The organism is Micromonospora sp. WMMA1996 (assembly GCF_002573675.1).
Lineage (GTDB): Bacteria > Actinomycetota > Actinomycetes > Mycobacteriales > Micromonosporaceae > Micromonospora > Micromonospora sediminicola.
This window is the reverse complement of the sequence record NZ_PDHU01000001.1, coordinates 2,639,035-2,665,091: the sequence shown is the minus strand read 5'-3', so window position 1 is coordinate 2,665,091 and position 26,057 is coordinate 2,639,035. Positions and strand designations below refer to the sequence as shown.

The window sequence follows — 26,057 nt, the reverse complement described above, 5'->3', positions numbered from 1 at the left end:
TTTTTGTGCCCCCAAACGTCTCCGTCGTGATCAGCCGTTGCAAAGTCGTGTTCTTTCGTCTTCGAGTCGACACCTTGCTGTAAAGAGTCGGCGTCGCTACATTGACTCCACTTCCACCGGACCCGGGGCGCGGCAGCCGCGCGGTCACCGCAGATCAGTGCAAACCATCGATACACCCGTTCCCGAAGGGATGGACACATGTCCGTACCGCAGTATCGGAAGGTCGCGGCGGTCGCCCTCGCGGCCGGCCTCGGGCTCAGCCTCGCGGCGTGCTCCACCAAGAGCGACGACTCCGGCGAGGCCGGCGGCAAGGTCACCATCACCGTCGACTGCCAGCCGGTCGGCGCGCAGAAGGAACTGCTGAAGAACTGGAACGACGACGTCGCCGAGTTCCAGCGGCAGAACCCGACCATCGTGGTCAAGAGCGTCAGCGTCGGCGAGCAGTGCAACAACCCGCCGGACTTCACCGCCCGCCTGGCCGGCGGAACCGTCACCGACGTGTTCTACGGCTACATGACCGACCTGCAGCAGGTGCTGGACTCCGGTCAGGCGATGGACATCACCGAGTACGCCACCAAGGACACCATCCCCACCTGGGACAGCGTGGACCCGGCGCTCAAGGAGGTCTTCACCGACAGCGGCAAGCTCTACGGCGTACCGGTGAAGAACTACTCGATGGGCCTGATCTACAACAAGGCGCTGTTCCAGCGGGCCGGCCTCGACGCGGCCAACCCGCCGAAGACGTGGTCCGAGGTGCGGGCCGCGGCCAAGAAGATCTCGGCGCTCGGCGGCGGCGTCGCCGGCTACTCCGAGTACAGCGCCGGCAACACCGGCGGCTGGCACTTCACCTCGCTGCTCTACTCGCAGGGCGGCCAGGTGCTCAGTGCCGACGGCAAGAAGGCCGACTTCAACAACCCGATGGGCAAGCAGGTCCTGCAGAACCTCAAGGACATGCGCTACGGCGACAACAGCATGGGCAGCCGCCAGCTCCTGCAGTGGGGCGACCTGCTGACCAACGCCGGCGCCGGCAAGGTCGGCATGTTCATCGGCGCCCCCGACGCCACCCAGGCGATCGTCAGCCAGTTCCAGGGCAAGTACCAGGACTGGGCGATGGGCCCGCTGCCCGGCCAGGACGGCCCGGCCAAGGCGACCCTCGGTGGCGGCGAGGGCTACTTCTTCAAGAAGGGCCTCACCCCGGAGCAGGTCAAGGCCGGTCTGAAGTGGATCGCCTACCAGAAGCTCACCCCGGGCAAGGGGCAGTTCGACTACGTCCGCGCCAAGCCGCAGAACTACCCGGTCGGCCTGCCCCAGCCGCTGCTGTTCACCAACGGCAGCGACGCGCAGAAGCAGGAACTCGACCTGCGCAAGGCCAACGCCAACGTCGACACCACCAACTTCGCGGTCTTCGAGGCCAACCCGGTGCCGATCAAGGGTGAGCCGCGCAACGCGCAGGCCATCTACGCGGTGCTCGACGCGGCGATGTCCGGGGTGCTGACCAACCCGAACGCGAACATCGACGCCCTGCTCAAGACCGCCGAGGACAAGGTCAACCAGCTCCTGGCCGCCGGCAGCTGACCCGACCGGGTGGGGGTCGGCCCCGACCGGCCCCCACCCCCTACCGCAGGAGTCGCCTTGGCGCTCACCACCGCCCCGGGTGCCACCCGCCGTCCCGGCCGTCCCGCACCGACACCGCCGCGCGTCGCCGCGCGCCGGGCCGGGCTCGGCCGCAGGGTGCGGGACAACCTCACCGGGCACACGTTCCTCATCGGCGCGGTCGCCTGCTTCGCCGTCTTCTCCTGGTACCCGATGGTCCGCGGCGTCGTGATGAGCTTCCAGCGCACCCGCCGGGGCGAGACCACCTGGGTCGGCTGGGACAACTACACCCGGATCATGGCCGATCCGAGCTTCTGGACGGCCTGGAAGAACACGTTCGTCTTCACCGGCCTGGCGCTCGTGCTCGGCTACGCCGTGCCGTTCCTCGTGGCGATCCTGCTCAACGAGTTGCGGCACGCGAAGGGCTACCTGCGGGTGCTGGTCTACCTGCCGGTGATGCTGCCGCCGGCGTCCGCGCTGTTCCTGTTCAAGTTCTACGCGTACGACCCGAGCGAGGCGGGGCTGTTCAACGCGATCCTCGCCGCGGTGGGCCTGCCCACGTCGGAGTGGATGCAGTCGCCCACGATGACGATGCCCGCCATGGTGCTGGCGTCGACCTGGATGAACATGGGCGGCGCGGTGCTGATCTACCTGGCGGCGTTGCAGAACATCCCCGGCGAGCTGTACGAGGCCGCCGAGATCGACGGCGCCGGGGTGTGGCGCCGGATCCTCCACGTGACGATCCCGCAGACCCGGCTGATCCTCGCGCTGCTGGCGATGCTCCAGATCGTCGCCACCATGCAGCTGTTCATCGAGCCGTTGATCCTCGCCAACGGCGCCGGCACGCAGGACTCCGCGACCTCGGTGGCCTACCTGATCTACCAGCACGGGTTCTTCCAGAACGACCTCAACGGCGCCGCCGCACTCGGCGTCATCATGCTGGTGGTGCTGGCCGGGTTCTCCGCCGTCTACGTGCGACTGACCGCGAGACAGGACTAGGACATGGCAGCCGACAGCACCACCCGTACCCTCATCTCCCCGGCCCAACTGCGGCGCGGTCGCGGCCGGGTCCTCTACTGGACCGTGCTCACCGTGGTCGTGGTGGCGTTCACCCTGGTCTTCCTCGGACCGCTCTACTGGATGGTCACCGGCGCGCTGAAGTCCGGCCAGGAGATCGCGCAGACCCCGCCGTCGCTGTTCCCGCGCGACCCCCAGCCGCAGAACTACGTCGACGCCTGGACCAACCTCGACCTGGCGAAACTGCTGTTCAACACGTTCTACTACGCCACCGGCGCGGTGCTGTTCCAGTTGGTGTTCGACACCGCCGCCGCGTACGCGCTGTCGAAGCTGCGCCCGGTGCTGGGCGGGCTGATCCTCGGCCTGATGCTGGCGACGCTGATGATCCCGGCGATGGTGCTCATCGTCCCGCAGTACGTGACCGTGATCGACCTGCCGATCGTGCACCTCAACCTGCTGGACTCGCCGTTCGCGATCTGGCTGCCGCTGGTCGCCAACGCGTTCAACATCTTTCTGCTCAAGCGGTTCTTCGACTCGATCCCCGAGGACCTGATGGCCGCCGCCGTGATGGACGGCGCCTCGCCGCTGCGCACGCTCTGGTCGATCGTCCTGCCGATGTCCCGCCCGATCCTCGGCGTGGTGGCGATCTTCGCGGTGACCGCGGTGTGGAAGGACTTCCTCTGGCCGAAGCTGGTCATGCCGTCGCCGGAGACGCGGACCGTCAGCGTCGGCATCTACGCCTTCTCCGGCGGCACCCCGATGAACGTGGTGATCGCCGCCTCCGTCATCGCCGCGATCCCCACCGTCGTGCTGTTCCTGATCTTCCAACGGAACATCATGTCCGGCCTGACCACCGGCGGCCTCAAGGGCTGACGGGCGCACCGCCCGCCGCATCAGAACCGACCCGCAGAAAGCAGGTGCCCGTGTCCATGGTCGACAGCAGCCCGTGGTGGCGATCAGCGGTGATCTACCAGGTCTACCCACGCAGCTTCGCCGACGGCAACGGCGACGGGATCGGTGACGTCGCCGGCATCCGCTCCCGCCTGGACCACCTCGCCGCGCTCGGTGTCGACGCGATCTGGTTCAGCCCCTGGTACCCGTCCCCGATGGCCGACGCCGGCTACGACGTGTCCGACTACCGCGACATCGACCCGGTCTTCGGCACCCTCGGCGAGGTCGAGGCGCTGATCGACGAGGCACACGCGCTCGGCATCCGGACCATCGTCGACGTGGTGCCCAACCACTGCTCGGACGCGCACCCGTGGTTCCGGGCGGCGCTGGCCGGCGGACCGGACGCCCCCGAGCGGGAGCTGTTCTGGTTCCGCGCCGGACGCGGTCCCGGCGGCGACCTCCCGCCCACCGACTGGACCGGCGAGTTCGGCGGCCCGACCTGGACCCGCACCACCGACCCGGACGGCACCCCCGGCGACTGGTACCTGCACCTGTTCGCCCCGCAGCAGCCCGACTTCAACTGGGACCACCCCCGGGTACGCGCCGAGTTCGAGGACATCCTGCGGTTCTGGTTCGACCGGGGCGTGGACGGCATCCGGATCGACTCGGCCGGCCTGCTGGTCAAGGACGGCACGCTGCCCGAGGTCCACCCGGACCGGCCGCACCCGTTCCGCGACCAGGACGGCGTGCACGACGTCTACCGGGCCTGGCGGCGCATCGCCGACGACTACCCGGGCCAGCGGGCGCTGGTCGGCGAGGTGTGGCTGCCGGACCGGCAGCGCTTCGCCAACTACCTGCGCCCGGACGAGCTGCACACCGCGTTCAACTTCGACTTCCTCGGCTGCGCCTGGGACGCCACCGCGCTGCGCGAGAGCATCGACGGCACGCTGGGCGCGCACGCCCCGGTCGGCGCCCCGGCCACCTGGGTGCTGTCCAACCACGACGTCACCCGGCACGTCACCCGCTACGGCCGGGCAGACACCCGGTTCAGCTTCGCCGCCAAGCGCGAGGGCATCCCCACCGACCTGGAGCTGGGCACCCGCCGGGCCCGGGCCGCCGCGCTGCTGTCCCTGGCGCTGCCCGGCGCCGCCTACGTCTACCAGGGCGAGGAGCTGGGGCTCTGGGAGGTCGAGGACATCCCGTACGAGCTGCGGCAGGACCCGATGTGGGAGCGCTCGGGGCGGGTCGACCCCGGCCGCGACGGCTGCCGGGTGCCGCTGCCCTGGCAGGGCGACGACCCGCCGTTCGGGTTCAGCCCCGACGGCGCGGCCGCCGTGCCGTGGCTGCCGCAGCCGGCGGACTGGAAGGACCGCACGGTCCGCGCCCAGACCGGCGACCCGCACTCGATGCTGGAGCTGTACCGCGCCGCGCTGGCGCTGCGCCGGGCCGACCCCGCGCTGGGTGACGGCCCGCTGAGCTGGCTGCCCGCCCCCGACCGGGTGCTGGCCTTCGCCCGCGAGCCCGGGTTCGCCTGCCTGGTCAACCTCGGTGACCGGGCCCTGCCGCTACCCGCGCACGAGGAGCTGCTGCTGGCCAGCGGTCCGCTCGACGACGACCGGCTGCCACCGGACACCGCCGTCTGGCTGCGCACCCGATCGGCCTGAACCGCGGTGGCGCCGACGGCCCCCGTCCCGTCGCCGGCGCCACCGCGAACCGCCCGGCGACGAGCCCGTCGTCGGCGCCGCCGCCTCGGACGGCCCGTCCCGGCCGTCACCGGACACCTGGGGAGGAAGGAGCAGGACGCCGCACCGCCGCACGGGGGACCTGGCCACCGACGAAAGGGAGCACACCCCGCATGGCCGAGCACCGCACCCCGCACCGCCACCGCACCACCGGGCTCGCGGCCCTGGCCGCCGCCACGCTCGCCGCCTCGACACTGACCGTCGTGGCGCTCACCTCCACCGCCACCCCGGCGCACGCCGCCGGCCTGTCCCCGTTCGACATCTCCGGCCGCGGCGCCACCGTGCCGTTCCGCGAGCAGGAGGCGGAGCAGGTCGCCCACAACGGCACGAAGATCGGCCCCGACCGGCGCTACGGCACGCTGCCGTCGGAGGCGTCCGGCCGGGAGGCGGTCACCCTCGACGCCGTCGGCGAGTACGTCGAGTTCACGCTCGCCGCCCCGGCGAACGCGGTCACCTTCCGCTACAGCCTGCCGGACAGCGCCGCCGGCACCGGCCGGGACGCCAGCATCGACCTGCGCGCGAACGGCACCCTGGTCAAGGCCGTGCCGGTCACCTCCCGGTACGGCTGGTACTACGGCGGCTACCCGTTCAACAACAACCCGGGCGACACCAACCCGCACCACTTCTACGACGAGACCCGGGCCATGTTCGGCACCACCTACCCGGCCGGCACGAAGATCCGCCTCCAGGTCTCCTCGACCGCGCAGTCGCCCACGTTCACCATCGACCTGGCCGACTTCGAGCTGGTCGGCGCGCCGATCAGCAAGCCGTCCGGCGTGCTGGACGTGGTCACCGACTTCGGCGCGGACCCGACCGGGGCCACCGACTCGACCGCGAGGTTCCAGGCCGCGGTGGACGCCGGCAAGGCGCAGGGGAAGGCGGTGTGGATCCCCTCCGGCACGTTCACGCTCTGGGACCACGTGGTGGTCGACGGCGTGACGCTGCGCGGCGCCGGGCCGTGGTACTCGGTGCTCGGCGGCCGGCACCCCACCGACCGCAAGCGCGCCGCCGGCATCTACGGCAAGTACGTGCCGGGCGGCGGCTACTCCGGTGAGATCCGCTCGCACGAGGCCGGCGGCCCCAGCCGCAACGTCACGCTGCGGGACTTCGCCATCATCGGCGACATCCGCGAGCGCGTCGACGAGGACCAGGTCAACGCGCTCGGCGGCGCGATGACGAACTCGGTGGTGGACAACCTCTGGTTGCAGCACACCAAGGTCGGCGCCTGGATGGACGGCCCGATGGACAACTTCACCATCCGCAACAGCCGCATCCTCGACCAGACCGCCGACGGGGTGAACTTCCACTGGGGCGTCACCAACTCCACGGTGACCAACACGTTCGTCCGCAACACCGGCGACGACGCGCTGGCCATGTGGGCGCAGAGCGTGCCAAATGTCGGCAACTCCTTCACCCACAACACCATCGGCGTGACGGTCCTGGCGAACCACCTGGTCACGTACGGCGGGCGCGACATCACCATCGCCGACAACGTGACCGCCGACTCGGTGACCAACGGCGGCGGCATCCACGTGGCGAACCGCTATCCCGGCGTCACCGGGTCGACGGCCGTCGCGGGCACCATCACGGTCGCCCGCAACACGCTGATCCGCAACGGCAACTCCGACTACAACTGGCAGTTCGGGGTGGGCGCGATCTGGTTCTCCGCGCTCAACGAGCCGATCCAGGGCGCGGCGATCAACGTCACCGACACCGACATCCTGGACAGCTCCTACGCGGCGCTGCACTGGATCGAGGGGCAGACCAGCGGGATCTCGTTCAGCAACGTCCGGATCGACGGGGCGGGCACGTACGCGCTCCAGGTCCAGGCGCCCAGCCAGGTCAGCTTCACGAACGTGCGGGCCACCAACATCGCCCAGGCCAACCCGATGCACAACTGCGTCGGCAGCGGCTTCCAGATCACCCAGGGCGCCGGCAACTCCGGCTGGTACACGTCCACCCCGTACTGCGGGCCGTGGCCGCAGCCGCAGTGGGGCAACGGGCCGTCCAGCCCGCCGCCCACCAGCGTGCCCCCGACCACCGCGCCCCCGACCACGACGCCGCCGACCAGCACGCCCCCGACCACCCCGCCGCCCACCGGCGGGAACCTGGCCCTGGGCCGGCCGGCGACCGCCACCAGCGTCAACCAGACGTACGCGGCCGGCAACGCGGTCGACGGCAACGCGGCCAGCTACTGGGAGAGCGCCAACAACGCGTTCCCGCAGTCGCTGACGGTCGACCTGGGCGCGTCGCGCACCGTCGACCGGGTGGTGCTCAAGCTCCCGGCGGGCTGGGAGCGCCGCACCGAGACGCTGTCCGTGCTCGGCTCCACCGACGGCTCCTCGTACAGCACGCTCGCCGCGTCGGCGGGCCGCGTGTTCGACCCGGCGGCCGGCAACAGCGTGTCGATCGCGCTGCCGTCCGGCGCCCGCCGGTACGTCCGGGTCACCGCGACCGGCAACACCGGCTGGCCGGCGGCCCAGCTCTCCGAGCTGGAGGTGTACGGCGACGGCACGACGACCACCCCGCCGCCCACCACCACCCCGCCGACCACCACCGCGCCCCCCACCGGCAACCTCGCCGCCGGGCGGCCGGTCGCCGAGACCAGCCACGCCGACGTCTACGGCGCCGGCAACACGGTCGACGGCAACGCCGCCACCTACTGGGAAAGCGCCAACAACGCGTTCCCCCAGTCGGTCACCGTCGACCTGGGCAGCGCCCGCACGGTGTCCCGGGTGGTGCTCAAGCTGCCGCCGTCGACGGCCTGGCAGACCCGCACCCAGACGGTGGCCGTGCTCGGCTCCACCGACGGCTCGTCGTTCGCCACCCTCAAGGCGGCGGCCGGGTACACGTTCGACCCGGCGGGCGGCAACAGCGTGTCGATCGCGCTGCCCTCCGGCGACCGCCGCTACGTGCGGCTGACCTTCACCGGCAACACCGGCTGGCCGGCCGGCCAGCTGTCCGAGTTCGAGGTCTACGCCTCCTGACCGGCGCGGCGGGGACCCGCCCCGGGTCCCCGCCGCACCACACCCCCCAACACCCCCGTCAACGCCTCTCCACCTCCCCCGGAAGAAGGTGTCCGTCCACCATGTCCAGACTCCGTACCAGAGTCGTCGCGGTGCTCGCCGCGGTCGGCCTGGCCGTCACCGCGGCGCCGGCCCCACCGGCCCTGGCCGCCGGCGGCCCGAACCTCGCCGCCGGCCGCACCGCCACCGCCAGCAGCGTCAACGGCCCCTACGTCGCGGCCAACCTCACCGACGGCAACCAGGGCAGCTACTGGGAGAGCAGCGGCACGCTGCCCCAGTGGGCCCAGGTCGACCTCGGCACCAGCCGCGCCGTCGACCAGGTGGTGCTCAAGCTGCCGGCCGCCTGGGAGGCGCGCAGCCAGACGCTGTCCGTGCAGGCCAGCGCCGACGGCAGCGGCTTCGCCACGGTCGTCGCGTCCGCCGCCCGGTCGTTCAGCCCGGCCGCCGGCAACACCGTGACGCTCGGCTTCTCCGCCACCGACGCCCGCTACCTGCGGGTCGTGATCACCGCGAACACCGGCTGGGCCGCCGCCCAACTCGCCGAGCTGGAGGTCTACGGCACCGCCTCCTCGTCGACCAACCTGGCGTTCGGTAAGACCATGACCGAGAGCGGCCACTCCGACGTGTACGCCGCCGGCAACGCCAACGACGGCAACGCGGCCACCTACTGGGAGAGCCCGAACAACGCGTTCCCGCAGTGGATCCAGGCCGACCTGGGCGCCGCGACCAGCGTCAACCGGCTGGTGCTGCGGCTGCCCACCGGCTGGGGCGCGCGCAACCAGGCGCTGACCGTGCAGGGCAGCACCACCGGCTCCTCGTTCGGCACCCTGGTCGGGTCCGCGTCGTACGCCTTCGACCCGGCCGGCGGCAACACCGTCACCGTCACCGTGCCCACCGCGTCCACCCGCTACCTGCGGCTGCTGTTCACCGCGAACAGCGCCTGGCCCGCCGGGCAGCTCTCCGAGCTGGAGATCTACGGCCCGGCGACCGGTGACACCCAGGCGCCGACCGCGCCGGGGAGCCTGGCGTTCACCGAGCCGGCCACCGACCAGGTCCGGCTCACCTGGACCGCGTCCAGCGACAACGTCGGCGTCACCGGCTACGACGTCTACGCCAACGGCGTGCTGCGCACCAGCGTCGGCGGTACCACGCTCACCTGGACCGACACCCAGCCGGCCGGGACCACCGTGTCCTACCACGTTCGGGCCCGGGACGCCGCCGGCAACGTGTCGGCGAACAGCAACACGGTCACCCGCGCCGGAAACACCGGCGACACGACCGCGCCCACCGCGCCCGCCAACCTCGCCTACACCCAGCCGGCGAGCGGGCAGATCCGGCTGACCTGGACCGCGTCGACCGACAACGTCGGCGTCAGCGGCTACGAGGTCTACGCCAACGGGTCGCTGCGCACCACCGTGAGCGGCTCCACGCTCACCTGGACCGACAGCCAGCCGGACAGCGCCACCGTCTCCTACCACGTGCGGGCCCGCGACGCGGCCGGGAACGTGTCGGCGAACAGCAACACGGTCACCCGTACCGGCAGCACCACCGGCGGCACCAACCTGGCGGTCGGCAAGCCGGCCACCGCCTCGTCCGTGGTGCACGTGTTCAACGCCGCCAACGCCGTCGACAACGACGTCACCACCTACTGGGAGGGTGCGCCGGGCGCGTACCCGAGCACGCTCACCGTCGCGCTGGGCGCCAACGCGAGCATCAGCGCGGTCGTGGTGAAGCTCAACCCGGACCCGGCCTGGGGCGCGCGCACCCAGACGTTCCAGGTGCTCGGCCGGGAGCAGTCCGCCTCCGGGTTCACCAGCCTGATCGCCTCCGCCACCTACTCCTTCAACCCCAACAGCAGCAACACCGTGACCGTCCCGGTCTCGGCCACCGCCGCGGACGTCCGGCTCCAGTTCACCGCGAACTCCGGCTCGTCCAACGGCCAGGTCGCGGAGTTCCAGGTGATCGGCGTCCCGGCACCCAACCCGGATCTCACCGTCACCGCCCTGACCGCCTCTCCGTCCGCCCCGGTGGAGACCGACGCGATCACCCTGTCGGCCACCGTGCGCAACGCCGGCAGCGCGGCGTCCGTCGCCACCAACGTCAACCTCTACCTGGGTACGACGAAGGTCGGCACCGCCGCCGTCGGCGCGCTCGCGGCCGGCGCGTCGAGCACCGTCTCGGCGAGCATCGGCGCGCGCAACGCCGGCAGCTACCAGCTCACCGCGAAGGTCGACGAGTCGAACGCGGTGATCGAGCAGAACGAGGCGAACAACTCCTGGACCAACCCGACCGCGTTGACGGTCAGCCCGGTGGCCAGCTCCGACCTGGTCGCGTCCGCGGTGACCTGGTCGCCGGGGACGCCGGCCGCCGGCGCCACGGTCAGCTTCGCGGTGACGCTGCGCAACCAGGGCACGATCGCCTCGGCGAGCGGGTCGCACGGCATCACGCTCACCGTGCTCAACGACTCGGGCTCCGTGGTCCGCACGCTGACCGGCGCGTACTCCGGCACGATCGCCGCCGGGGCCACCGCCGGTCCGGTGTCGCTCGGCACCTGGACCGCCGCCAACGGCCGGTACACCGTCCGGGTGGTGCTCGCCGACGACGCCAACGAGCTGCCGGTGAAGCGGCAGAACAACACCAGCGACCGCGCGCTGTTCGTCGGTCGCGGGGCCGACCTGGGCTACGACATGTACGAGGCCGAGGACGGCTCGGTCGGCGGCGGCGCGCAGGTGATCGGCCCCAACCGCACGATCGGGGACCTGGCCGGCGAGGCGTCCGGCCGGCGGGCGGTCACCCTCAACACCACCGGCGCGTACGTCGAGTGGACCACCAGGTCGGCCGCGAACGCCCTGGTCACCCGCTTCTCCATCCCGGACGCCGCGGGCGGCGGCGGGATCGACTCGACGTTGAACGTCTACGTCAACGGGGTGCTGCACAAGCCGATCAGCCTCACCTCGAAGCACATCTGGCTCTACGGCGCCGAGGCCGGCCCGAGCGACTCACCGAGCGCGGGCGCACCCCGCCACCTGTACGACGAGGCGAACGTGCTGCTCAACTCCACCGTCCCGGCGGGCAGCCGGATCCGGCTCCAGAAGGACCCGGCGAACAGCACCACGTACGCGATCGACTTCGTCAACACCGAGCTGGTGTCGCCCCGGGCCAACCCGGACCCGACGCGTTACCGGGTGCCCACCGGGTTCAGCCACGCCGACGTGCAGAACGCGCTCGACGCGGTCCGGATGGACACCACCGGCACGCTGGTCGGCGTCTACCTGCCCGCCGGCACCTACGAGACCGCGCAGAAGCTCCAGGTGTACGGCAAGGCGGTGAAGGTCGTCGGCGCGGGCATGTGGTACACCCGCTTCCAGACCCCGACGAACCAGCAGAACACCGACGCGGGCTTCCGGGTGGAGTCCTCGGCCAGCGGGTCGACCTTCTCCCACCTCGCCTTCTTCGGCAACTACACCAACCGGATCGACGGTCCGGGCAAGGTGTGGGGCGAGCTGAAGGACGTGGACAACCTCACGTTGGACAGCGTCTGGGTCGAGCACACCGTCTGCGCCTACTGGGGGGTGAGCGTGGACGGGCTGACCATCCGGGACAGCCGGTTCCGCAACACCTTCGCCGACGCGGTGAACATGACCAACGGCAGCACCAACGCCCTGGTCACCAACTCGGAGGGCCGCTCCAACGGCGATGACGCGTTCGCGTTGTTCTCCGCCACCGACCAGGGCGGTTCCGGCGGCAACCACGGCAACGTGTTCGAGAACCTGACCGCGACGCTGACCTGGCGGGCGGCCGGCATCGCCGTGTACGGCGGCTACGACAATGTGTTCCGCAACCTCTACATCGCCGACCAGCTGACGTACTCGGGCATCACCATCAGCTCGCTGGACTTCGGCTACCCGTTCGTCGGGTTCGGCGCCAGCCCGCCCACCCGGTTCGAGAACATCTCGCTGATCCGTTCGGGCGGGCACTTCTGGGGCGCGCAGACGTTCCCGGCGATGTGGCTGTTCTCCGCGTCCAAGGAGTTCCGCGGCATCCGGGTGAGCGACGTGGACATCGTCGATCCGACGTACTCGGGGATCATGTTCCAGACCAAGTACACCGGCAGCCAGCCGGAGAACCCGATCACCGACACCGTGCTGACCAACGTCTCGATCTCCGGGGCGCGGCGCAGCGGTGACGCGTTCGACGCCAAGTCCGGCTTCGGCATCTGGGTCAACGAGATGCCCGAGGCCGGTCAGGGCCCCGCGGTCGGCGCGGCCACCTTCACCAACCTGCGCCTGACCGACAACGCCCAGGACATCAAGAACACCACCAGCACATTCACCATCACCCGCAACTGACCACGCCGACCAAGGGCCGCCGGGGAGACACCTCCCCGGCGGCCCCGCCACGCCCGCCCCCCTTCCCGCGATCTTGCACTTTCGGCTCGTGGAATGCCGGACCGCGCCCGGTATCGGGGGTGTGCAACTGCAAGATCGGGGGGTGTGAGGTCTGCTCAGTGGGGGAGGGCGGTGGCGAGGCGGCGGACCGCCTCGTCCATCAGGGCCGGTGGGGCGGCGGCGTAGGTGAGGCGCAGGTGCGGGGCCGGGGGTTCGGCGGCGTGCCAGGGGCGGCCGGGGAAGACGGTGACGCCCGCCGCGGCGGCGGCCGTGGTCACCGCGACGTCGTCGGTGCCGTCGGGCAGCCGGACCCACAGGTGCAGGCCACCCCGGGGCACGTCGCGTGGGGCCAGCGACGGCAGGTGCCGGTCCAGGGCCGCGAGCAGCGCCTCGCGGCGGGCCCGCAGCTCGGTGCGCAGCGCACGACGGTGCCGGTCCCAGGCCGGCGCGGTGAGGAACTCCAGCGCGGCCTGTTGCAGCGGCCCGGCGACGAAGAGGTCGTCGAGCAGGCGGGCGGCACGCAGCCGGGCGCCGGCCGGACCGCGCGCGCCCAGCGCGGCGATGCGCAGGCCGGGCGCGACCGGCTTGGTCAGCGACCGCAGGTAGACGACGTGCCCGTCCGGGTCGTCGGCGGCCAGCGGGGGCGGCGCCTCGCCGTCGATGGTCAGGTCGCGGGCGTAGTCGTCCTCGACGAGGAACGCGCCGGCGTCGCGGACCGCCTCGGCGACCGCGGCGCGCCGCGCGGGTGCCAGGGTCGCGCCGTGCGGGTTGGCGTGCAGCGGCTGGCAGTAGAACAACCGGGCGCCGGTGCGGGCGAACGCGGCGGCGAGCTGGTCGGGGCGTACCCCGTCCGAGTCGGCGGGCACCGGCACCACCCGCAGCCCGGCGGCGCGCGCGGCGGCGAGCGCGCCCAGGTAGGTGGGGGACTCGACCAGCAGGGTGTCGCCGGGCGTGCTGAGCGCCCGGAGGGTGGAGGAGAGCGCGGCCTGCCCGCCGGGGCAGATCACCATGTCCTCGGCGCGCAGGCCGCCGCCGGCCGCACGGGCGAACCAGGCCCGCAGGTCGGCGCGCCCCTCCACCGGGCCGCGTTGCCACGCCGCGGGTTGCCGGGCGGCGCGGGCGAGCGCGGCACCGAGCGCGGCGGCGGGTTGGAGGTCCGGGTCGAGGTAGCCACCGGTCAGCGCGAGGGTCCCGGCGGGCGGCAACGCCAGGAGCGCCTGCATCTCCTCCTCGCCGGCCGGCCGCGACCCCAAGGCCACGGTCTGCCAGGACAGGTCCGCGCGGGGCGGATCGGCGCGCCGGGCGGCGACGAACGAGCCGCGACCGGAGCGGGTCTCCACCAGCCCGTCCGCGACCAGTCGCCGGGTCGCCTCGGCGACGGTCACCGGGGACACGCGGTGGTGGGCGGTCAGTTCCCGCACCGAGGGCAGTTGCGCGCCGGGAGCGCTCGCCGTCACCAGCCCCCGCAGGTGCTGGACGACCCGGTCGATAGCGCTACCATCATTCATGACAAAACAGAGTAGCGCTACCGTGCCCGCGACGGTAACGGTCAGACCGGGCGCCGGGGTCGCCCTCGGCGCGCTGGGCGTGCTCGCGTTCAGCATGTCGCTGCCGACCACCCGCGTCGCCGTGCACGAACTGGACCCGTGGTTCGTCGCGTTCGGACGGGCCGTCGGCGCGGCGCTGCTCGCCGGGGCGTACCTGTGGTTGACCGGCGCCCCGTGGCCCGGTCGCCGCCAGTGGCGTCGGCTGTCGGTCGTCGCGCTCGGCGTCGTGGTCGGCTTCCCGCTGCTCACCTCGCTCGCCCTGACCACGCAGACCTCCGCGCACGGCGCGGTCGTGGTCACCGTGCTGCCCGCGATGACGGCGACGTTCGCGGTGCTCCGGGCCGGTGAACGTCCGCCGGCCCTGTTCTGGCTGGCCAGCGCCGCCGGGCTGGCGCTGGTGCTCGCGTTCCTCGCCACCGGCGGCGCGATGCGCGGCGCGTTGTCCCCGGCCGACCTGTTCCTGCTCGCCGCCGTGGTGCTCTGCGGCCTCGGGTACGCCGAGGGCGGCGTGCTGGCCCGGGAACTCGGCGGCGCCCGCACGATCTGCTGGGCGTTGCTGCTCTCGCTGCCGGTCACCGCGCCGGTCACGGCGGTGGCCGCGATCGCCGACCGGCCGCAGGCCGGCGTCGCGGCCTGGTCCGCGTTCGGCTACCTCACCGTGGTTTCGATGTTCCTCGGGTTCTTCGCCTGGTACGCCGGACTGGCCCGGGGCGGCATCGCCTCGGTCGGTCAGATCCAGCTCGCCCAGCCGGTGCTCACGCTGCTCTGGTCGGCACTGCTGCTCGGCGAGGCGGTGACGGCCGGCGCGGTCGTCGCGGCCGGGGCGGTGCTGGCCTGCGTCGTGCTCATCCAGCGCACCCGAGGCGCCGCGACGCCACACCCGTCCCCCGCACGGGTCGTCCGGGACTGACACCCCCCTCGCCGGCCGGCCCGATCGTCATCGGACCGGCCGGCGAGGCTATCCGACCTCGGTGCACAGGCCGGCGTAGCGGTCCAGGTAGAGCGGCCAGCCCCGGTCGTCGGCGACGCCGTCGCGAACCGACTCCCAGCCCGGACCGTGCCGGTCCAGGTTGCGGTGCTCCAACTCGACCCGGGTCCGCTGCGGCGTCTCGGCGACGAACCGGATCTCGACCTCGCTGGCGTGGTCCGGATCCTGGTCGACCTGCCACGTCGGACCGATGTCCCAGCTGAACACGACCCGGTCCGGCGGCTCGAAGACGAGGACCCGGGCCCAGGCGCACGCGCTGCCGTCCTCGCCGCGGTCGTAGATGTGTCCACCGACCTTCGGTTCGAACACGGTCTCCACGATCGGCGACCCCAGCAGGTTGTGCTCCTTCGGCTTGATGTCACCGAACCGTTCCGTGAAGATCGCGAACGCCCGCTCGACCGGCGCGTGGACCACGATCTGCCGCCGCACCACCGCATCCGTGCCACTCATGATTCCTCCTCGTCGGGACGCTCGACGGCGTCCCGGAAGCCCTCCAACGCCCGACTCCAGTAGGTGTCGAGCTGATCCCGTAACGCGGCCACGCCCGCGGGATTGAGCCGGTAGACGCGCCGCGTGCCCGCCGTCTGGTCGGTCACCAGACCGGCGTCCTTCAGTACCCGCAGGTGCTGCGACACGGCCGGCCGGCTGACCGGCAGCAGCGCGGCCAGTTCGCCGACCGCCTTCGGTCGCTCCGCGAGGCACGCGACGATCGCCCGCCGGGTCGGGTCGCCCAGGGCGTCCCACCCGTCCTCCACCCGGTAAGTCACCACGAACGGTAAGCTACGACTTACCATCGGGCTCGTCAAGTGGTTCGCCGCGGGTCCACCCCCGGAGCACGCGGTGCAAAAAACCTGCAAACGATATCTCTTGCCCTCGGCGAAAGCGCTTTCATACGATCGCGTTACATCGATGTTTCATAGGCGAGCCGGGCATCGCAGATGAACGACATCCGCCGGCGACGCGCCTGATCGCGTCGCGGCTCCCATTGTTTCCTTTCCCTGAATGCCGCCGTTGCGCGGCAATTCCCGCATGCTCGAAACGAGAAGAGGCGACATGAGAAGACCAGTCGCGCTGCGACTCCACGCGACACTGGCGACGGCGATCGTCGGGATCGCCGTCGCCGTGGCCCTGCCGAGCCCGCAGGCGTCGGCGGCGGTCGGCGCCGCCACCGGCTACGCCACCCAGAACGGTGGCACGACCGGCGGCGCGGGCGGCCAGACCGTCCGCGCCACCACGGGCACCGCGATCCACGCGGCGCTGTGCGGCCGGGCCAGCAGCAGCACCCCGATCGTCATCGAGGTCACCGGAACGATCAACCACGGCAACACCAGCAAGGTGTCCGGGTCGAGCTGCAACACCGCCGACGGCGTGATCGAGCTGAAGCAGATCAGCAACGTCACCATCGTCGGGGTGGGCAGCGGCGCCGTCTTCGACCAGCTCGGCATCCACATCCGCGACTCCCGCAACATCATCATCCAGAACGTGACGGTGCGGAACGTCAAGAAGTCGGGATCGCCCACCTCCAACGGTGGTGACGCCATCGGCATGGAGAGCACGGTCCGCAACGTCTGGGTCGACCACGTCACGCTGGAGGCGTCGGGCGGGGAGTCGGAGGGCTACGACGGCCTGTTCGACATGAAGGACGACACCCAGTACGTGACGTTGTCCTACAGCATCCTGCGCAACTCCGGCCGCGGCGGTCTCATCGGGTCGAGCGAGAGCGACCGCTCGAACGGCTTCGTCACGTTCGAGCACAACCTCTACGAGAACATCGACTCCCGTACGCCGTTGCTGCGCGGCGGCGTCGCCCACATGTTCAACAACCACTACACCGGCCTGCACGAGTCCGGCATCAACTCCCGCGCCGGGGCCCGGGCGAAGGTGGAGAACAACTACTTCCGCAACTCCAAGGACGTCCTGGGCACGTTCTACACCAACGAGCGCGGCAGCTGGCAGGTCGCCGGCAACGTCTTCGACAACGTGACCTGGTCGGCCACCGGCAACGAGAACTACCCGGCGGGGCCGAACCCGACGTCCACCACCACGGTCGGCATCCCCTACTCGTACCGTCTCGACGGGGCGAGCTGCGTGCCGGACATCGTCCGGCAGACGGCCGGCGCCAACACCGGCCTGAAGGTGTCGAACGGCAGTTGCTCGCCGCAGACGCCGACGCCGACCACCCCGGCCCCGACCACGCCCGCGCCGACGACCCCGCCGCCGACGACCACCCCGCCCCCGAGCGGCGGAACGAACCTGAGCCTCGCCTCCGGCGCCGGCGCCGACGGGTCCAGCAAGGCCGACGGCACCAGCTACGGCAACGTCCGCGACGGCAACCTCGGCACGTACTGGTCGCCGGCCGGGTCGACCGGCACCGTCTCGATCAAGTGGGGCTCGGCCACCACGGTGTCCCGCGTGGTCATCCGTGAGCCGTCCGGCACCTCGGGTTCGATCGGGTCGTGGCAGCTGGTCAACAACGACACCGGCGCGGTGCTCGCCTCCGGCAGCGGGGCCGGCCAGATCACCTTCGGCGCGACCTCACTGAAGAAGATCAACTTCAGGATCAACAGCTCCGGCGGTACGCCGAGAGTCGGCGAGTTCGAGACGTACGCCAGTTAGTCCGGCGCGACGAGCGGGGGCGGCCGATCCGGCCGCCCCCGCCCTTTGTCCTGTCCCCTGTCAGAGGGTGAGCACGACGGTGGAGATGCTCCGCGCGCCGACGTTCACCGTGACCTGGTTGCCGTTCACGCCGACCGGCTGGCTCGCCGCGCTGGCGTTCTGCGACGTGGCCACGTACTCGGCGCGGCTGACGTTCTGCGGCGCCTGGACGATCGCGTTGGTCACCGCGCTGGTGGACCGGTTGAGGATCACCAGGGTGATCTTCCCGTCGCCGGAGTAGGCGGTCACCTCCAGCGGCGACGCCTTGGAACTCTTGGTCAGGCCCACCCGCTGGTAGCCGGGGCGCACGTACTTGGCGTACTGGGCGAACGCGTACCCACGCTTGAGCGGCGCGCCGGCCACCGTGCCGTACGCGGACTCGCCGTCACCGATGAACGAGTAGTAGCGCTTGCCGTACCACCAGACGTAGGCGCTCCAGTTGGACTCCATCGACCTGTGCACGGTGCGCATGATGTCGTCCAGCGTCTCGTTCCAGACCGTGGCGTTGGCCGGGTTGCCCCAGATGTTCGAGCCGCCGCCGTCGGCCTCGTGCAGGTTCCACTCGGTCATCCAGACCGGCTTCTGGTACTGCTGCGCCAGCGGGTAGGGCTTCAGCCGGCCGGCGGCCTCGGTGCCGTAGAGGTGGCCGCCGATGTAGCCGATGTTGTTGCGGGCCGCCGCGTCGTTGAGCGTCGGGTCGGTGTAGCCGTAGTTGAGGTTCACCGCCTCGGCGACCATCAGCTTGGTGTTCTGCACCTTGGCGCCCTGCTCCCGGACGAACGTCTGGAGTTCGGTGCCACTCCAGTCCATCGAGTCGTAGTCCGGGTGCCAGTCCGGCTCGTTCTGCACCGAGGTGACGTCGATCGTCACGCCCTGGTTGCGCATGTACTGCACGTAGCTGTTGAGGTGGTTGGCGTAGTCGTCGTAGTACTCGGGCCTCAGCTTGCCGCCGTTGATCCGGCTGTTGTTCGTCTTCCAGGCCGCCGGCGCCGTCCACGGCGACGCCATGATCTTCACGTTCGACCCGTACGACCTGGCCGTCCTCAGCGCGCTCACCTGCGTCGCCCACTCGCTGGACACCGGCGAGAGCCCGGTGCGCACGATGGACAGACCGAGCTGGTTGGGGCCGAGCCCGACCAGCGTCTGCGTCTCGGCCGTGGACCAGGCGCCGCCCCAGATCGACACCGCCGCCCCGAACCCGTCGACCGTCTGGTAGGTCGTGCCGGTGTTCACCGTGATGTCCGCCGGCCCGCCCGGCGGCGGCGTGGACGGCGACGACGTCGGCGTCGGCGACGGCGGGGGTGAGGTGGTGGGTGATGTGGTCGGGGTGGTGGTGCCGCCGGTGCAGGTGACGCCGTTGAGGGCGAAGGTGGTGGGGGTGGGGTTGCTGCTGGTCCAGGCGCCGTTGAAGCCGAACGAGGTGGTGCCGTTGGTGGGGATGGAGCCGTTGTAGGCGACGTTGCGGGCGGTGACGGCGGCGCCGTTCTGGGTGACGGTGGCGTTCCAGGCCTGGGTGACGGTCTGGCCGGCGCCGTAGGACCAGGTGAGCGTCCAGCTCGACACGGGGTCGCCGAGGTTGGTGATGGTGACGTTGGCGCCGAAGCCGCCCTGCCACTGCGAGGACACGGCGTAGGTCACGGAACAGCCGGCGGCTGCCGCCCCGGCCGGCACCGCCACCGCCGCGGCGGCCGACGCCAGTAGGACGGTCCCGGCCGTGACCAGTGCGGTACGAGGTGCGCTGAGTCTTCTCATCGGATCTCTCCCGAACCGTCAGCGTTGGAGGGTGAGCAGGCCGGGGCGGTAGGGCAGCAGGCCGTAGTCGCCGCCGGAGTTGGTGGCGCGGCCCTGGTAGAGCAGTTGCAGGTTGCAGGGGTCGACGGTGAAGGTCTGGTCGGCGCTGGTGCGGATCAGCTCGCCGTGGCTGATGTCGTTGGTCCAGGTGGCGCCGCTGTTGGCCTTACCGGCGAACGGGTTGCTCTCGGTCGCCGCCTGCGGGGTCCAGGAGCCGTTGAGGCTGGTCGCGGTGAAGGAGCGGAAGTAGCGGCCCTGCGCCCCGATCGCCTCGACGATCATCAGGTAGCGGGTCTGGCCCTGCAGTTTGTAGACCTGGACGGCTTCGAAGAGGTTGTTCGTCGAGTCGCTCATGATCGTGGTGTAGGTCGAGCCGAAGCTGCCGGGGAAGTTCCCGATCGGCATGCTGGCCCGGTAGATCTTGCCGTTGTCACCGGCGAAGAACAGGTACATGTTCTGCTCGTCGGCGATCAGCGTCTGGTCGATCGGGCCGGTGCCGGAGCCGGAGATGCTGCCGGTGAACAGCGGCTGCGCCGACGACCAGCCGTTGGGGTTGGTCGGGTCGCTCGAGGTCTTGTAGGAGAACGCGGTCGGACCCCACTGGTAGGCCAGGACCCAGATGCTGCGCGGAGCGAAGTAGAACAACGTCGGCGCGACGGTGCCCTGCGACATGGCGTTCTGACTCGCCGAGGCCATCTCCGACCAGTTGCTGAACAACCCGAAGTTCATCGACCCCCACGACGACCCGTAGTCGTGCGTCGTCGCGTAGACCAGATGCCGACCGTTGTACGGAGCGACCGTGAAGTCCTTCAACGACACCCAACCCGACCGCGGGTTCGCCAACGGACCGGTCGAACTCCAGCGGTAACTCGACGGCAGGTTGCACGTGCCGGGTGGCGTCGTCGTCGGCGTCGGCGAGGCGGTCGGCGAGGTGGTGGGTGATGTGGTCGGGGTGGTGGTGCCGCCGGTGCAGGTGACGCCGTTGAGGGCGAAGCTGGTGGGGGTGGGGTTGCTGCTGGTCCAGGCGCCGTTGAAGCCGAACGAGGTGGTGCCGTTGGTGGGGATGGAGCCGTTGTAGGCGACGTTGCGGGCGGTGACGGCGGCGCCGTTCTGGGTGACGGTGGCGTTCCAGGCCTGGGTGACGGTCTGGCCGGCGGCGTAGGACCAGGTGAGCGTCCAGCTCGACACGGGGTCGCCGAGGTTGGTGATGGTGACGTTGGCGCCGAAGCCGCCCTGCCACTGGGACGGGACGGTGTAGGCCACGGAGCAGCCGGCGGCGGCCGCGCCGGCCGGCAGTGCCACGGCGATTCCCGTGGACGCGAGCAGCACGGCGCCGGCTGACGCCACTGCGGCATTGACCGTTCTCGATCGGGGCATGATGGACCCTCCTGTGGTGGTGGCGGCTCCACGCATTCGTCGGGGTAATTGTGTTGTGAGCGTTAACAGCCGCGTTCGCCCATGCTACGGGAGCGCTCCCATCGGCTCAATGGGTGAACGTCGATGACATGACGTCGATCGATGCGTGCGGTCAGGAGGTGGCGCAGGGGGTGGTGTCAACCGCGCAGCTCTCCGGGCCGTCGTGCAGAGGGTCGGGATCGCGGACGTCGAAGCGGATGGTGGTCGAACCGCCGGCCGGCAGCGCGTCGCCGGTGAACGTGACCACGGCGCCGTCCTGCGCCGCCTCGGCACCGCTGACCGAGCCCAGCGTGGCGCCGTCGCCGAGCGCCACGGTCACCGTCCACTGCGGCCGGGCCGTCGGGCCGGGGTTGGCCAGCACCACCTCGCCCCGGTAGCCGAAGACCCGGTCGTTGACCGTCTCGTACGTCGCGGTCAGCGGGATCACGGCCGGTGGCGCAGGGCTCGGCGTACGGCTGGGGGAGCGGGACGCGGACGGCGACGGTGAGGGACTCCGGCGGCTGGCGCTCGGCGTGGGTCGGGCGCTCGTGGGGCGCGCGGAGGCGGCGGTGGGGGAGGGCATGACCAGCGGCGGCGCGGACACCGCGGGCGCGGCCGGCGCGGGAGGCGTGGGCCGCACCGCCCACAGCACCGCCCCGGCGACGCCGGCGAGCACCGTCACCACGCCGGCGGCCACCAGCGTGCGACGTCGCCGGGACCGGCCCGACGCCTCGCCCAGCAGCCGGACCACCGGCAGCTCGGCGGTCAGCCCGCCCTCGGCCCGGCGCAGGTCGACAGCCTGAAAGGCGAGCCAGTCGAGGATCGCCGGCAGACGCCCGGTCAGCGCCTGCTCGTGCTGCTCGGCGCGGGCGTCGGCGTCCCAGTCGCCCTCCTCCAGCACCTCGCGCACGGAGAGGCGGGTGCCGTGCGCGGTGGCGGTCAGATCGCAGGCCAGGCGGGTGGCCCGGTCGGCCTCCCGGCAGCGGACCACCAGCCGTTCCGGGGTCCGCAGCTCGACCACCTCCACCTCGGTGTCGGCGTCGTAACCGGGCAGCGCCGCGGACGCCAGCACCCAGCGGTCGGCCTGCGGGGTGCTCTCGACGAACCACTTGGCCAGCAGCGCCTGTTCCGTCAGCGCCCGCCAGATCCGGGCGGGCGGGTGGAACAGGTCGACCTCGGTGGCGATCTCGATCACGCGGAGACTCTAGGGCCTGAGTCAAGAACGTGTCAGGTCACTCCGACCTGCCGTCGTGCCAGCGCGCCCGCCAGGCGGCCTCGCTCTCCTCCGCGCTGATCTTCTCCTGGTGGACCGTGCGCCGCAGCGCGGCCCGGGCGTCGGCGAACACCACCAGTTCGACCGCGACCAGGGCCACGCAGATCACGGTGAGCAGACCCAGCGCCCCCAGTGCCGGCAGGTGCCGACCGAAGGGCAGCGCGACCGCGAGCGCGGCCAGCGCGCCGACCCGGGTCCAGGACAGGGTCCGCAGCGTGCGCCACTGGAACGCCATGTTCGCGGCGAAGTAGATCATCACCCCGCCGAAGAGCAGCGGCACCGCCGGCCCGTGACCCCGCTCCATGCTGCCGCCCACCGGGTCGGTGACGGTCCGCACCAGCTCCTCGGCGCCGATCGCGAACAGGATCACCCCGGCGATCATGGGCAGGTAGAGGTAGGCGTACGCGTCGCGGGCCATCGCCACCCGGGGGTGGCCCTGCGCCGCGTGCAACGCGATCCGGGCGGCCGGCCCGATCATGTCGAAGTGCGCCCACCAGAGCGCCGCGACGAACAGGATCCCGAAGATCGCCGCCGGGATGGCCGGCCAGGTCACCGCCTTGCCGAGCAGGTTGCCGCCGACACCGACCGAGATGACCGACTCACCCAGCGCGATGATCAGGATCAGGTCGTACCGCTCGGTCCAGTGCTCGGCGGAGGTGATCTTCCAGCCGTCGGTGCCGGCCAGCAGGCCGCTGCTGTACTGGATGACCACGACCGCGATCCAGAGTCCGTCGCGCAGCCAGGGTCCGACCTCCGGGTCGACCCGCGGCGGCAGCAGCGCTGCCACCAGCAGCAGGGAGGTCGAGAGCAGCACCTCCGGCGCGAACACCCACACCTTGCGCCGCGCCGGTGGGTCGCCCCGGGTGGCGTACCAGTAGAGCGCCGTGTGCACGATCCGGATCACCACGTAGCTGACCGTCACCAGCATCGGGCCGGCGCTGCCCTGACGCAGGTCGCCGAAGGTCTGGGGCAGCGCCAGCGCGAACGTGAACAACGCGACCATGCCGATCACCATGAGGATCGGCACGAAGCCCTCGCCCAGACGCAGCCGGGCGGCGACCGCGCTGTGCACCACCCAGCACCACCAGAGCACGGCGAGTACCAGCAGCGCGTGCAGCAGTTCCCGCACGGTCACGTTCGCCGCGGTGGCGCGCGTGATGATGAAGAAGGACACGACGAAGACGAGGTCGAAGAAGATCTCGAACTTGTCCACCCGGGTGGCCGGGGCGACGCGGGCCGCGGGCCCGAGCCCCTTGCGCCACCGGTCGCCGCCACCCACCGGCCGAGTGTGTCAGCGCAGGTCAGACGGCGTGCCGGAATCGCCACGCATTCCCTCGTCCGCCACCGGGGCGGCTGGGGCGTGGCTCAGCCGGTCGCCGGGGTGGCGTGGGCGAGGACGGTGGACAGCACGGCGCGCAGCGGTTCGTCCGGGTGCTCGATCCACTGCTGGGCGGCGACGCGCAGGGTGGCCAGGAACGTGGCGCCCAGGACCCGGGCCCGCAGCGGCGCGTCCGGACCGGTGAGCCGGCGGGCGATCTCCGCGGACAGCTCCCGCTCGATCGCCGCGTACGCGCCGACCTGGTGGGCGACCAGGCTCGGATGCCCGTGCAGCAGCCGTCGGCGGCTCAGCCACGGCTCGGCCGGATCGTCGTAGCCCTCGTCCGCCTGGGCCAGAGCGGCCTCGGTCAGCGCCCGCCAGGGCGGCAGGTCGGTCGGCTGCCGCGCGACCAGTTCGAGCAGCCGGCGCAGTCGCAGCGTGTCGCCGTGGAAGAGCGCCTCCTCCTTGCCGGAGAAGTAGTTGGAGAACGTGCGCCGGGAGACGTTGGCCGCGTCGGCGATGGCCTCGACCGTGACCCGGTCCGGGCCGTGCTCGACGGCCAGGCGCAGGGCCGCCTCGTGCAGCGCCAGGCGGGTCGCCGCCTTCTTGCGCTCGCGCAGCCCGGTGCACTCGTCCATGGCGGCCAGCGTACGTGATCCTTTTCTCAATGGGCAAAGTTGCCTGTTGGGCAAGATCTGTTGATGATTGCTTGAGGCAACGAAGCGGCCCCCCGAATCGACACACCTGGAGGACGCGCGATGAGCGCACCCACCGCGACGGCCGAGGCCGCGCCCATGAGCCGGCGGCAGACGCTGGAGGCACTCAGCGGGCTGCTGCTGGTGCTCTTCGTGGCCATGCTGAGCAGCACCGTGGTCTCCACCGCCCTGCCGAAGATCATCGGAGCGCTCAACGGCTCGCAGACCCAGTACACCTGGGTGGTCACCGCCACCCTGCTCACCGCCACCGCGACCACCCCGATCTGGGGCAAGCTCGCCGACCTGTTCAACAAGAAGCTGCTGATCCAGGTCGCCATCGTGGTCTTCCTGGCCGGCTCGGTCGCCGCCGGCTTCGCGCAGAGCGCCGGGCAGCTCATCGCCGCCCGCGCCTTCCAGGGCATCGGCGTCGGCGGACTTCAGGCGCTGGTCCAGGTCGCCATCGCGGCGATGATCCCGCCGCGCGAGCGGGGCCGCTACAACGGCTACCTCGGTGGCGTGATGGCGCTCGCCACGGTCGGCGGGCCGCTGCTCGGCGGCCTCATCGTCGACACCTCCTGGCTCGGCTGGCGCTGGTGCTTCTTCGTCGGCGTGCCGGTCGCGATCATCGCGCTGTTCCTGCTCCAGGTCACCCTGAACCTGCCCACCGTGCGCCGGCGGAACGTGAAGATCGACTACCTGGGCGCCACCCTCATCGCGGCCGGGGTCAGCGTGCTGCTGATCTGGATCTCCTTCGTCGACGACTCGTTCGCCTGGCTCTCCTGGCAGACCGGCGCCATGGTCGGCGGAGCGGCGCTGCTGCTCGCGCTGGCCGTGTGGGTGGAGTCGCGGGCCGCCGAGCCGGTGGTGCCGCTGCACATCGTCCGCGAGCGCACCACCGCCCTGGCCATCCTCGGCAGCCTCGCGGTCGGCATGGCGATGTTCGGCGGCGCGGTCTTCCTCGGTCAGTACTTCCAGATCGGCCGCGGCTACAGCCCGACCGAGGCCGGCCTGCTCACCATCCCGATGATGGCCGGCGTGCTGATCTCCTCGATCGTGGCCGGACGGATGATCACCACGTCCGGTCGGATCAAGCCGTACATCGTCTTCGGCTCGATCGTGCTGGTCGCCGGCTTCGCGCTGCTCGGCACCGTCGACCACGAGACCTCGCTGGTCCTGGTCGGGGTCGCCATGTTCGTCGTCGGCGTCGGGGTCGGCATGACCATGCAGAACCTGGTGCTCGCGGTGCAGAACACCGTCGCGCTCTCCGACATCGGCGCGGCCAGCGCCAGCGTCGCCTTCTTCCGCTCGCTCGGCGGCACCATCGGCGTGTCGGTGCTCGGCGCGGTGCTGGCCCGGCGGGTCAGCGACCGGATCACCCACGACCTCGCCGCCGCCGGCATCCCCACCACCGGCGGGGGCGGCGGCAGCACGCTCAACCTCGACGCGCTGCCCGAGCCGGTACGGCAGATCGTCCGGGCCGCCTACGGGGACGCGACCGGGCACATCTTCCTCATCTCGGCCGCCATCGCGGTCGTCGGCGTCGTGGCGGCGCTGTTGCTGCGCCCGGTTACCCTTCGCTCCAGCCTCGACCTGCCGGACACCGGCCGCACCGTGGCGGTGGGCGCGGACGCGGTCGACGGTGCGCCCGCCTTCGACGAGGTGAGCATCGAGCCGGGCGGCCGGGAGGAACGCGCCCGTCGCTGAGCCCGCAACCCAGGGCCGTCGCCGACCCCGGCGG

17 protein-coding genes are annotated in these 26,057 nt (G+C 71.5%); 9 read left to right on the top strand and 8 right to left on the bottom strand.

Annotated features, from left to right (window positions below; all coding sequences use genetic code 11):
- Positions 1 to 198: 198 nt before the first annotated feature.
- The 6 genes from COO58_RS12040 to COO58_RS12015 all read left to right on the top strand — a co-directional run bounded on the left by COO58_RS12040 (position 199) and on the right by COO58_RS12015 (position 12,618).
- The gene (locus COO58_RS12040; RefSeq protein WP_091575058.1) at positions 199 to 1,575 is read left to right on the top strand and encodes an ABC transporter substrate-binding protein; all 1,377 of its coding nucleotides are present in this window, start codon (positions 199 to 201) and stop codon (positions 1,573 to 1,575) included.
- A gap of 57 nt (positions 1,576 to 1,632) precedes the next feature.
- Positions 1,633 to 2,592 carry a carbohydrate ABC transporter permease gene (locus COO58_RS12035; RefSeq protein ID WP_091575054.1) on the top strand — a complete coding sequence of 320 codons (960 nt, stop codon included), beginning with the start codon at positions 1,633 to 1,635 and terminating at the stop codon, positions 2,590 to 2,592.
- A gap of 3 nt (positions 2,593 to 2,595) precedes the next feature.
- Positions 2,596 to 3,483, top strand: a complete 888-nt coding sequence (locus COO58_RS12030; protein WP_091575051.1) for a carbohydrate ABC transporter permease — start codon at positions 2,596 to 2,598, stop codon at positions 3,481 to 3,483.
- Between the two features lie 56 nt (positions 3,484 to 3,539).
- Positions 3,540 to 5,165, top strand: coding sequence for a glycoside hydrolase family 13 protein (locus tag COO58_RS12025; RefSeq protein WP_091575047.1), 1,626 nt, complete (start codon positions 3,540 to 3,542; stop codon positions 5,163 to 5,165).
- A 191-nt stretch (positions 5,166 to 5,356) separates the two neighbouring features.
- Positions 5,357 to 8,230, top strand: a complete 2,874-nt coding sequence (locus COO58_RS12020; RefSeq protein WP_098745015.1) for a discoidin domain-containing protein — start codon at positions 5,357 to 5,359, stop codon at positions 8,228 to 8,230.
- Positions 8,231 to 8,331: 101 nt separating this feature from the next.
- A complete protein-coding gene (locus COO58_RS12015) occupies positions 8,332 to 12,618 on the top strand; it encodes a discoidin domain-containing protein (protein ID WP_098745014.1) in 4,287 nt (1,428 codons plus the stop codon).
- 155 nt (positions 12,619 to 12,773) lie between these two features.
- Here the strand turns inward: COO58_RS12015 and COO58_RS12010 are convergent, their stop codons facing one another.
- Positions 12,774 to 14,165 carry a PLP-dependent aminotransferase family protein gene (locus tag COO58_RS12010; RefSeq protein ID WP_091575037.1) on the bottom strand — a complete coding sequence of 464 codons (1,392 nt, stop codon included), beginning with the start codon at positions 14,163 to 14,165 and terminating at the stop codon, positions 12,774 to 12,776.
- A gap of 22 nt (positions 14,166 to 14,187) precedes the next feature.
- Between COO58_RS12010 and COO58_RS12005 the strand changes: the two genes are divergently transcribed.
- Positions 14,188 to 15,114, top strand: a complete 927-nt coding sequence (locus tag COO58_RS12005; RefSeq protein WP_255292597.1) for a DMT family transporter — start codon at positions 14,188 to 14,190, stop codon at positions 15,112 to 15,114.
- A gap of 48 nt (positions 15,115 to 15,162) precedes the next feature.
- On the opposite strand, the gene COO58_RS12000 is transcribed toward COO58_RS12005, so the two are convergent.
- Complete coding sequence (locus COO58_RS12000) at positions 15,163 to 15,642, bottom strand: SRPBCC family protein (protein WP_091575031.1); 480 nt, start codon at positions 15,640 to 15,642, stop codon at positions 15,163 to 15,165.
- A complete protein-coding gene (locus tag COO58_RS11995) occupies positions 15,639 to 15,986 on the bottom strand; it encodes a helix-turn-helix transcriptional regulator (RefSeq protein ID WP_091575028.1) in 348 nt (115 codons plus the stop codon). The genes COO58_RS12000 and COO58_RS11995 overlap by 4 nt, the downstream gene beginning before the upstream one ends.
- Before the next feature lie 259 nt (positions 15,987 to 16,245).
- Here COO58_RS11995 and COO58_RS11990 point away from each other — a divergent pair, with 259 nt between their 5' ends.
- On the top strand, positions 16,246 to 17,808 hold the full coding sequence (locus COO58_RS11990) for a polysaccharide lyase family 1 protein (protein ID WP_098745011.1): 1,563 nt from the start codon (positions 16,246 to 16,248) through the stop codon (positions 17,806 to 17,808).
- Positions 17,809 to 17,868: 60 nt separating this feature from the next.
- Here the strand turns inward: COO58_RS11990 and COO58_RS11985 are convergent, their stop codons facing one another.
- The 5 genes from COO58_RS11985 to COO58_RS11965 form a co-directional block, all read right to left on the bottom strand.
- Positions 17,869 to 19,599, bottom strand: coding sequence for a cellulose binding domain-containing protein (locus COO58_RS11985; RefSeq protein WP_098745009.1), 1,731 nt, complete (start codon positions 19,597 to 19,599; stop codon positions 17,869 to 17,871).
- Positions 19,600 to 19,617: 18 nt separating this feature from the next.
- On the bottom strand, positions 19,618 to 21,015 hold the full coding sequence (locus COO58_RS11980; protein ID WP_091575019.1) for a non-reducing end alpha-L-arabinofuranosidase family hydrolase: 1,398 nt from the start codon (positions 21,013 to 21,015) through the stop codon (positions 19,618 to 19,620).
- Positions 21,016 to 21,166: 151 nt separating this feature from the next.
- A complete protein-coding gene (locus COO58_RS11975; RefSeq protein WP_098745008.1) occupies positions 21,167 to 22,228 on the bottom strand; it encodes an SRPBCC domain-containing protein in 1,062 nt (353 codons plus the stop codon).
- Positions 22,229 to 22,265: 37 nt separating this feature from the next.
- Positions 22,266 to 23,585, bottom strand: a complete 1,320-nt coding sequence (locus tag COO58_RS11970) for a low temperature requirement protein A (protein WP_091575012.1) — start codon at positions 23,583 to 23,585, stop codon at positions 22,266 to 22,268.
- Positions 23,586 to 23,671: 86 nt separating this feature from the next.
- Positions 23,672 to 24,262: a TetR/AcrR family transcriptional regulator gene (locus tag COO58_RS11965; RefSeq protein WP_091575009.1), complete on the bottom strand. Its 591-nt coding sequence runs from the start codon at positions 24,260 to 24,262 to the stop codon at positions 23,672 to 23,674.
- Between the two features lie 120 nt (positions 24,263 to 24,382).
- On the opposite strand from COO58_RS11965, the gene COO58_RS11960 reads away from it, so the two are divergent.
- Positions 24,383 to 26,023: an MDR family MFS transporter gene (locus COO58_RS11960; RefSeq protein ID WP_091575005.1), complete on the top strand. Its 1,641-nt coding sequence runs from the start codon at positions 24,383 to 24,385 to the stop codon at positions 26,021 to 26,023.
- Positions 26,024 to 26,057: the final 34 nt, after the last annotated feature.

Coding starts and splice junctions, on each gene's coding strand:
- COO58_RS11960 (WP_091575005.1), top strand. CDS start 24,383: ATGAGCGCACCCACCGCGACGGCCGAGGCCGCGCCCATGAGCCGGCGG.
- COO58_RS12040 (WP_091575058.1), top strand. CDS start 199: ATGTCCGTACCGCAGTATCGGAAGGTCGCGGCGGTCGCCCTCGCGGCC.
- COO58_RS11985 (WP_098745009.1), bottom strand. CDS start 19,599: ATGAGAAGACTCAGCGCACCTCGTACCGCACTGGTCACGGCCGGGACC.
- COO58_RS12010 (WP_091575037.1), bottom strand. CDS start 14,165: ATGAATGATGGTAGCGCTATCGACCGGGTCGTCCAGCACCTGCGGGGG.
- COO58_RS12015 (WP_098745014.1), top strand. CDS start 8,332: ATGTCCAGACTCCGTACCAGAGTCGTCGCGGTGCTCGCCGCGGTCGGC.
- COO58_RS11980 (WP_091575019.1), bottom strand. CDS start 21,015: ATGCCCCGATCGAGAACGGTCAATGCCGCAGTGGCGTCAGCCGGCGCC.
- COO58_RS11965 (WP_091575009.1), bottom strand. CDS start 24,262: ATGGACGAGTGCACCGGGCTGCGCGAGCGCAAGAAGGCGGCGACCCGC.
- COO58_RS12030 (WP_091575051.1), top strand. CDS start 2,596: ATGGCAGCCGACAGCACCACCCGTACCCTCATCTCCCCGGCCCAACTG.
- COO58_RS12020 (WP_098745015.1), top strand. CDS start 5,357: ATGGCCGAGCACCGCACCCCGCACCGCCACCGCACCACCGGGCTCGCG.
- COO58_RS11990 (WP_098745011.1), top strand. CDS start 16,246: ATGAGAAGACCAGTCGCGCTGCGACTCCACGCGACACTGGCGACGGCG.
- COO58_RS12000 (WP_091575031.1), bottom strand. CDS start 15,642: ATGAGTGGCACGGATGCGGTGGTGCGGCGGCAGATCGTGGTCCACGCG.
- COO58_RS12025 (WP_091575047.1), top strand. CDS start 3,540: ATGGTCGACAGCAGCCCGTGGTGGCGATCAGCGGTGATCTACCAGGTC.
- COO58_RS11995 (WP_091575028.1), bottom strand. CDS start 15,986: ATGGTAAGTCGTAGCTTACCGTTCGTGGTGACTTACCGGGTGGAGGAC.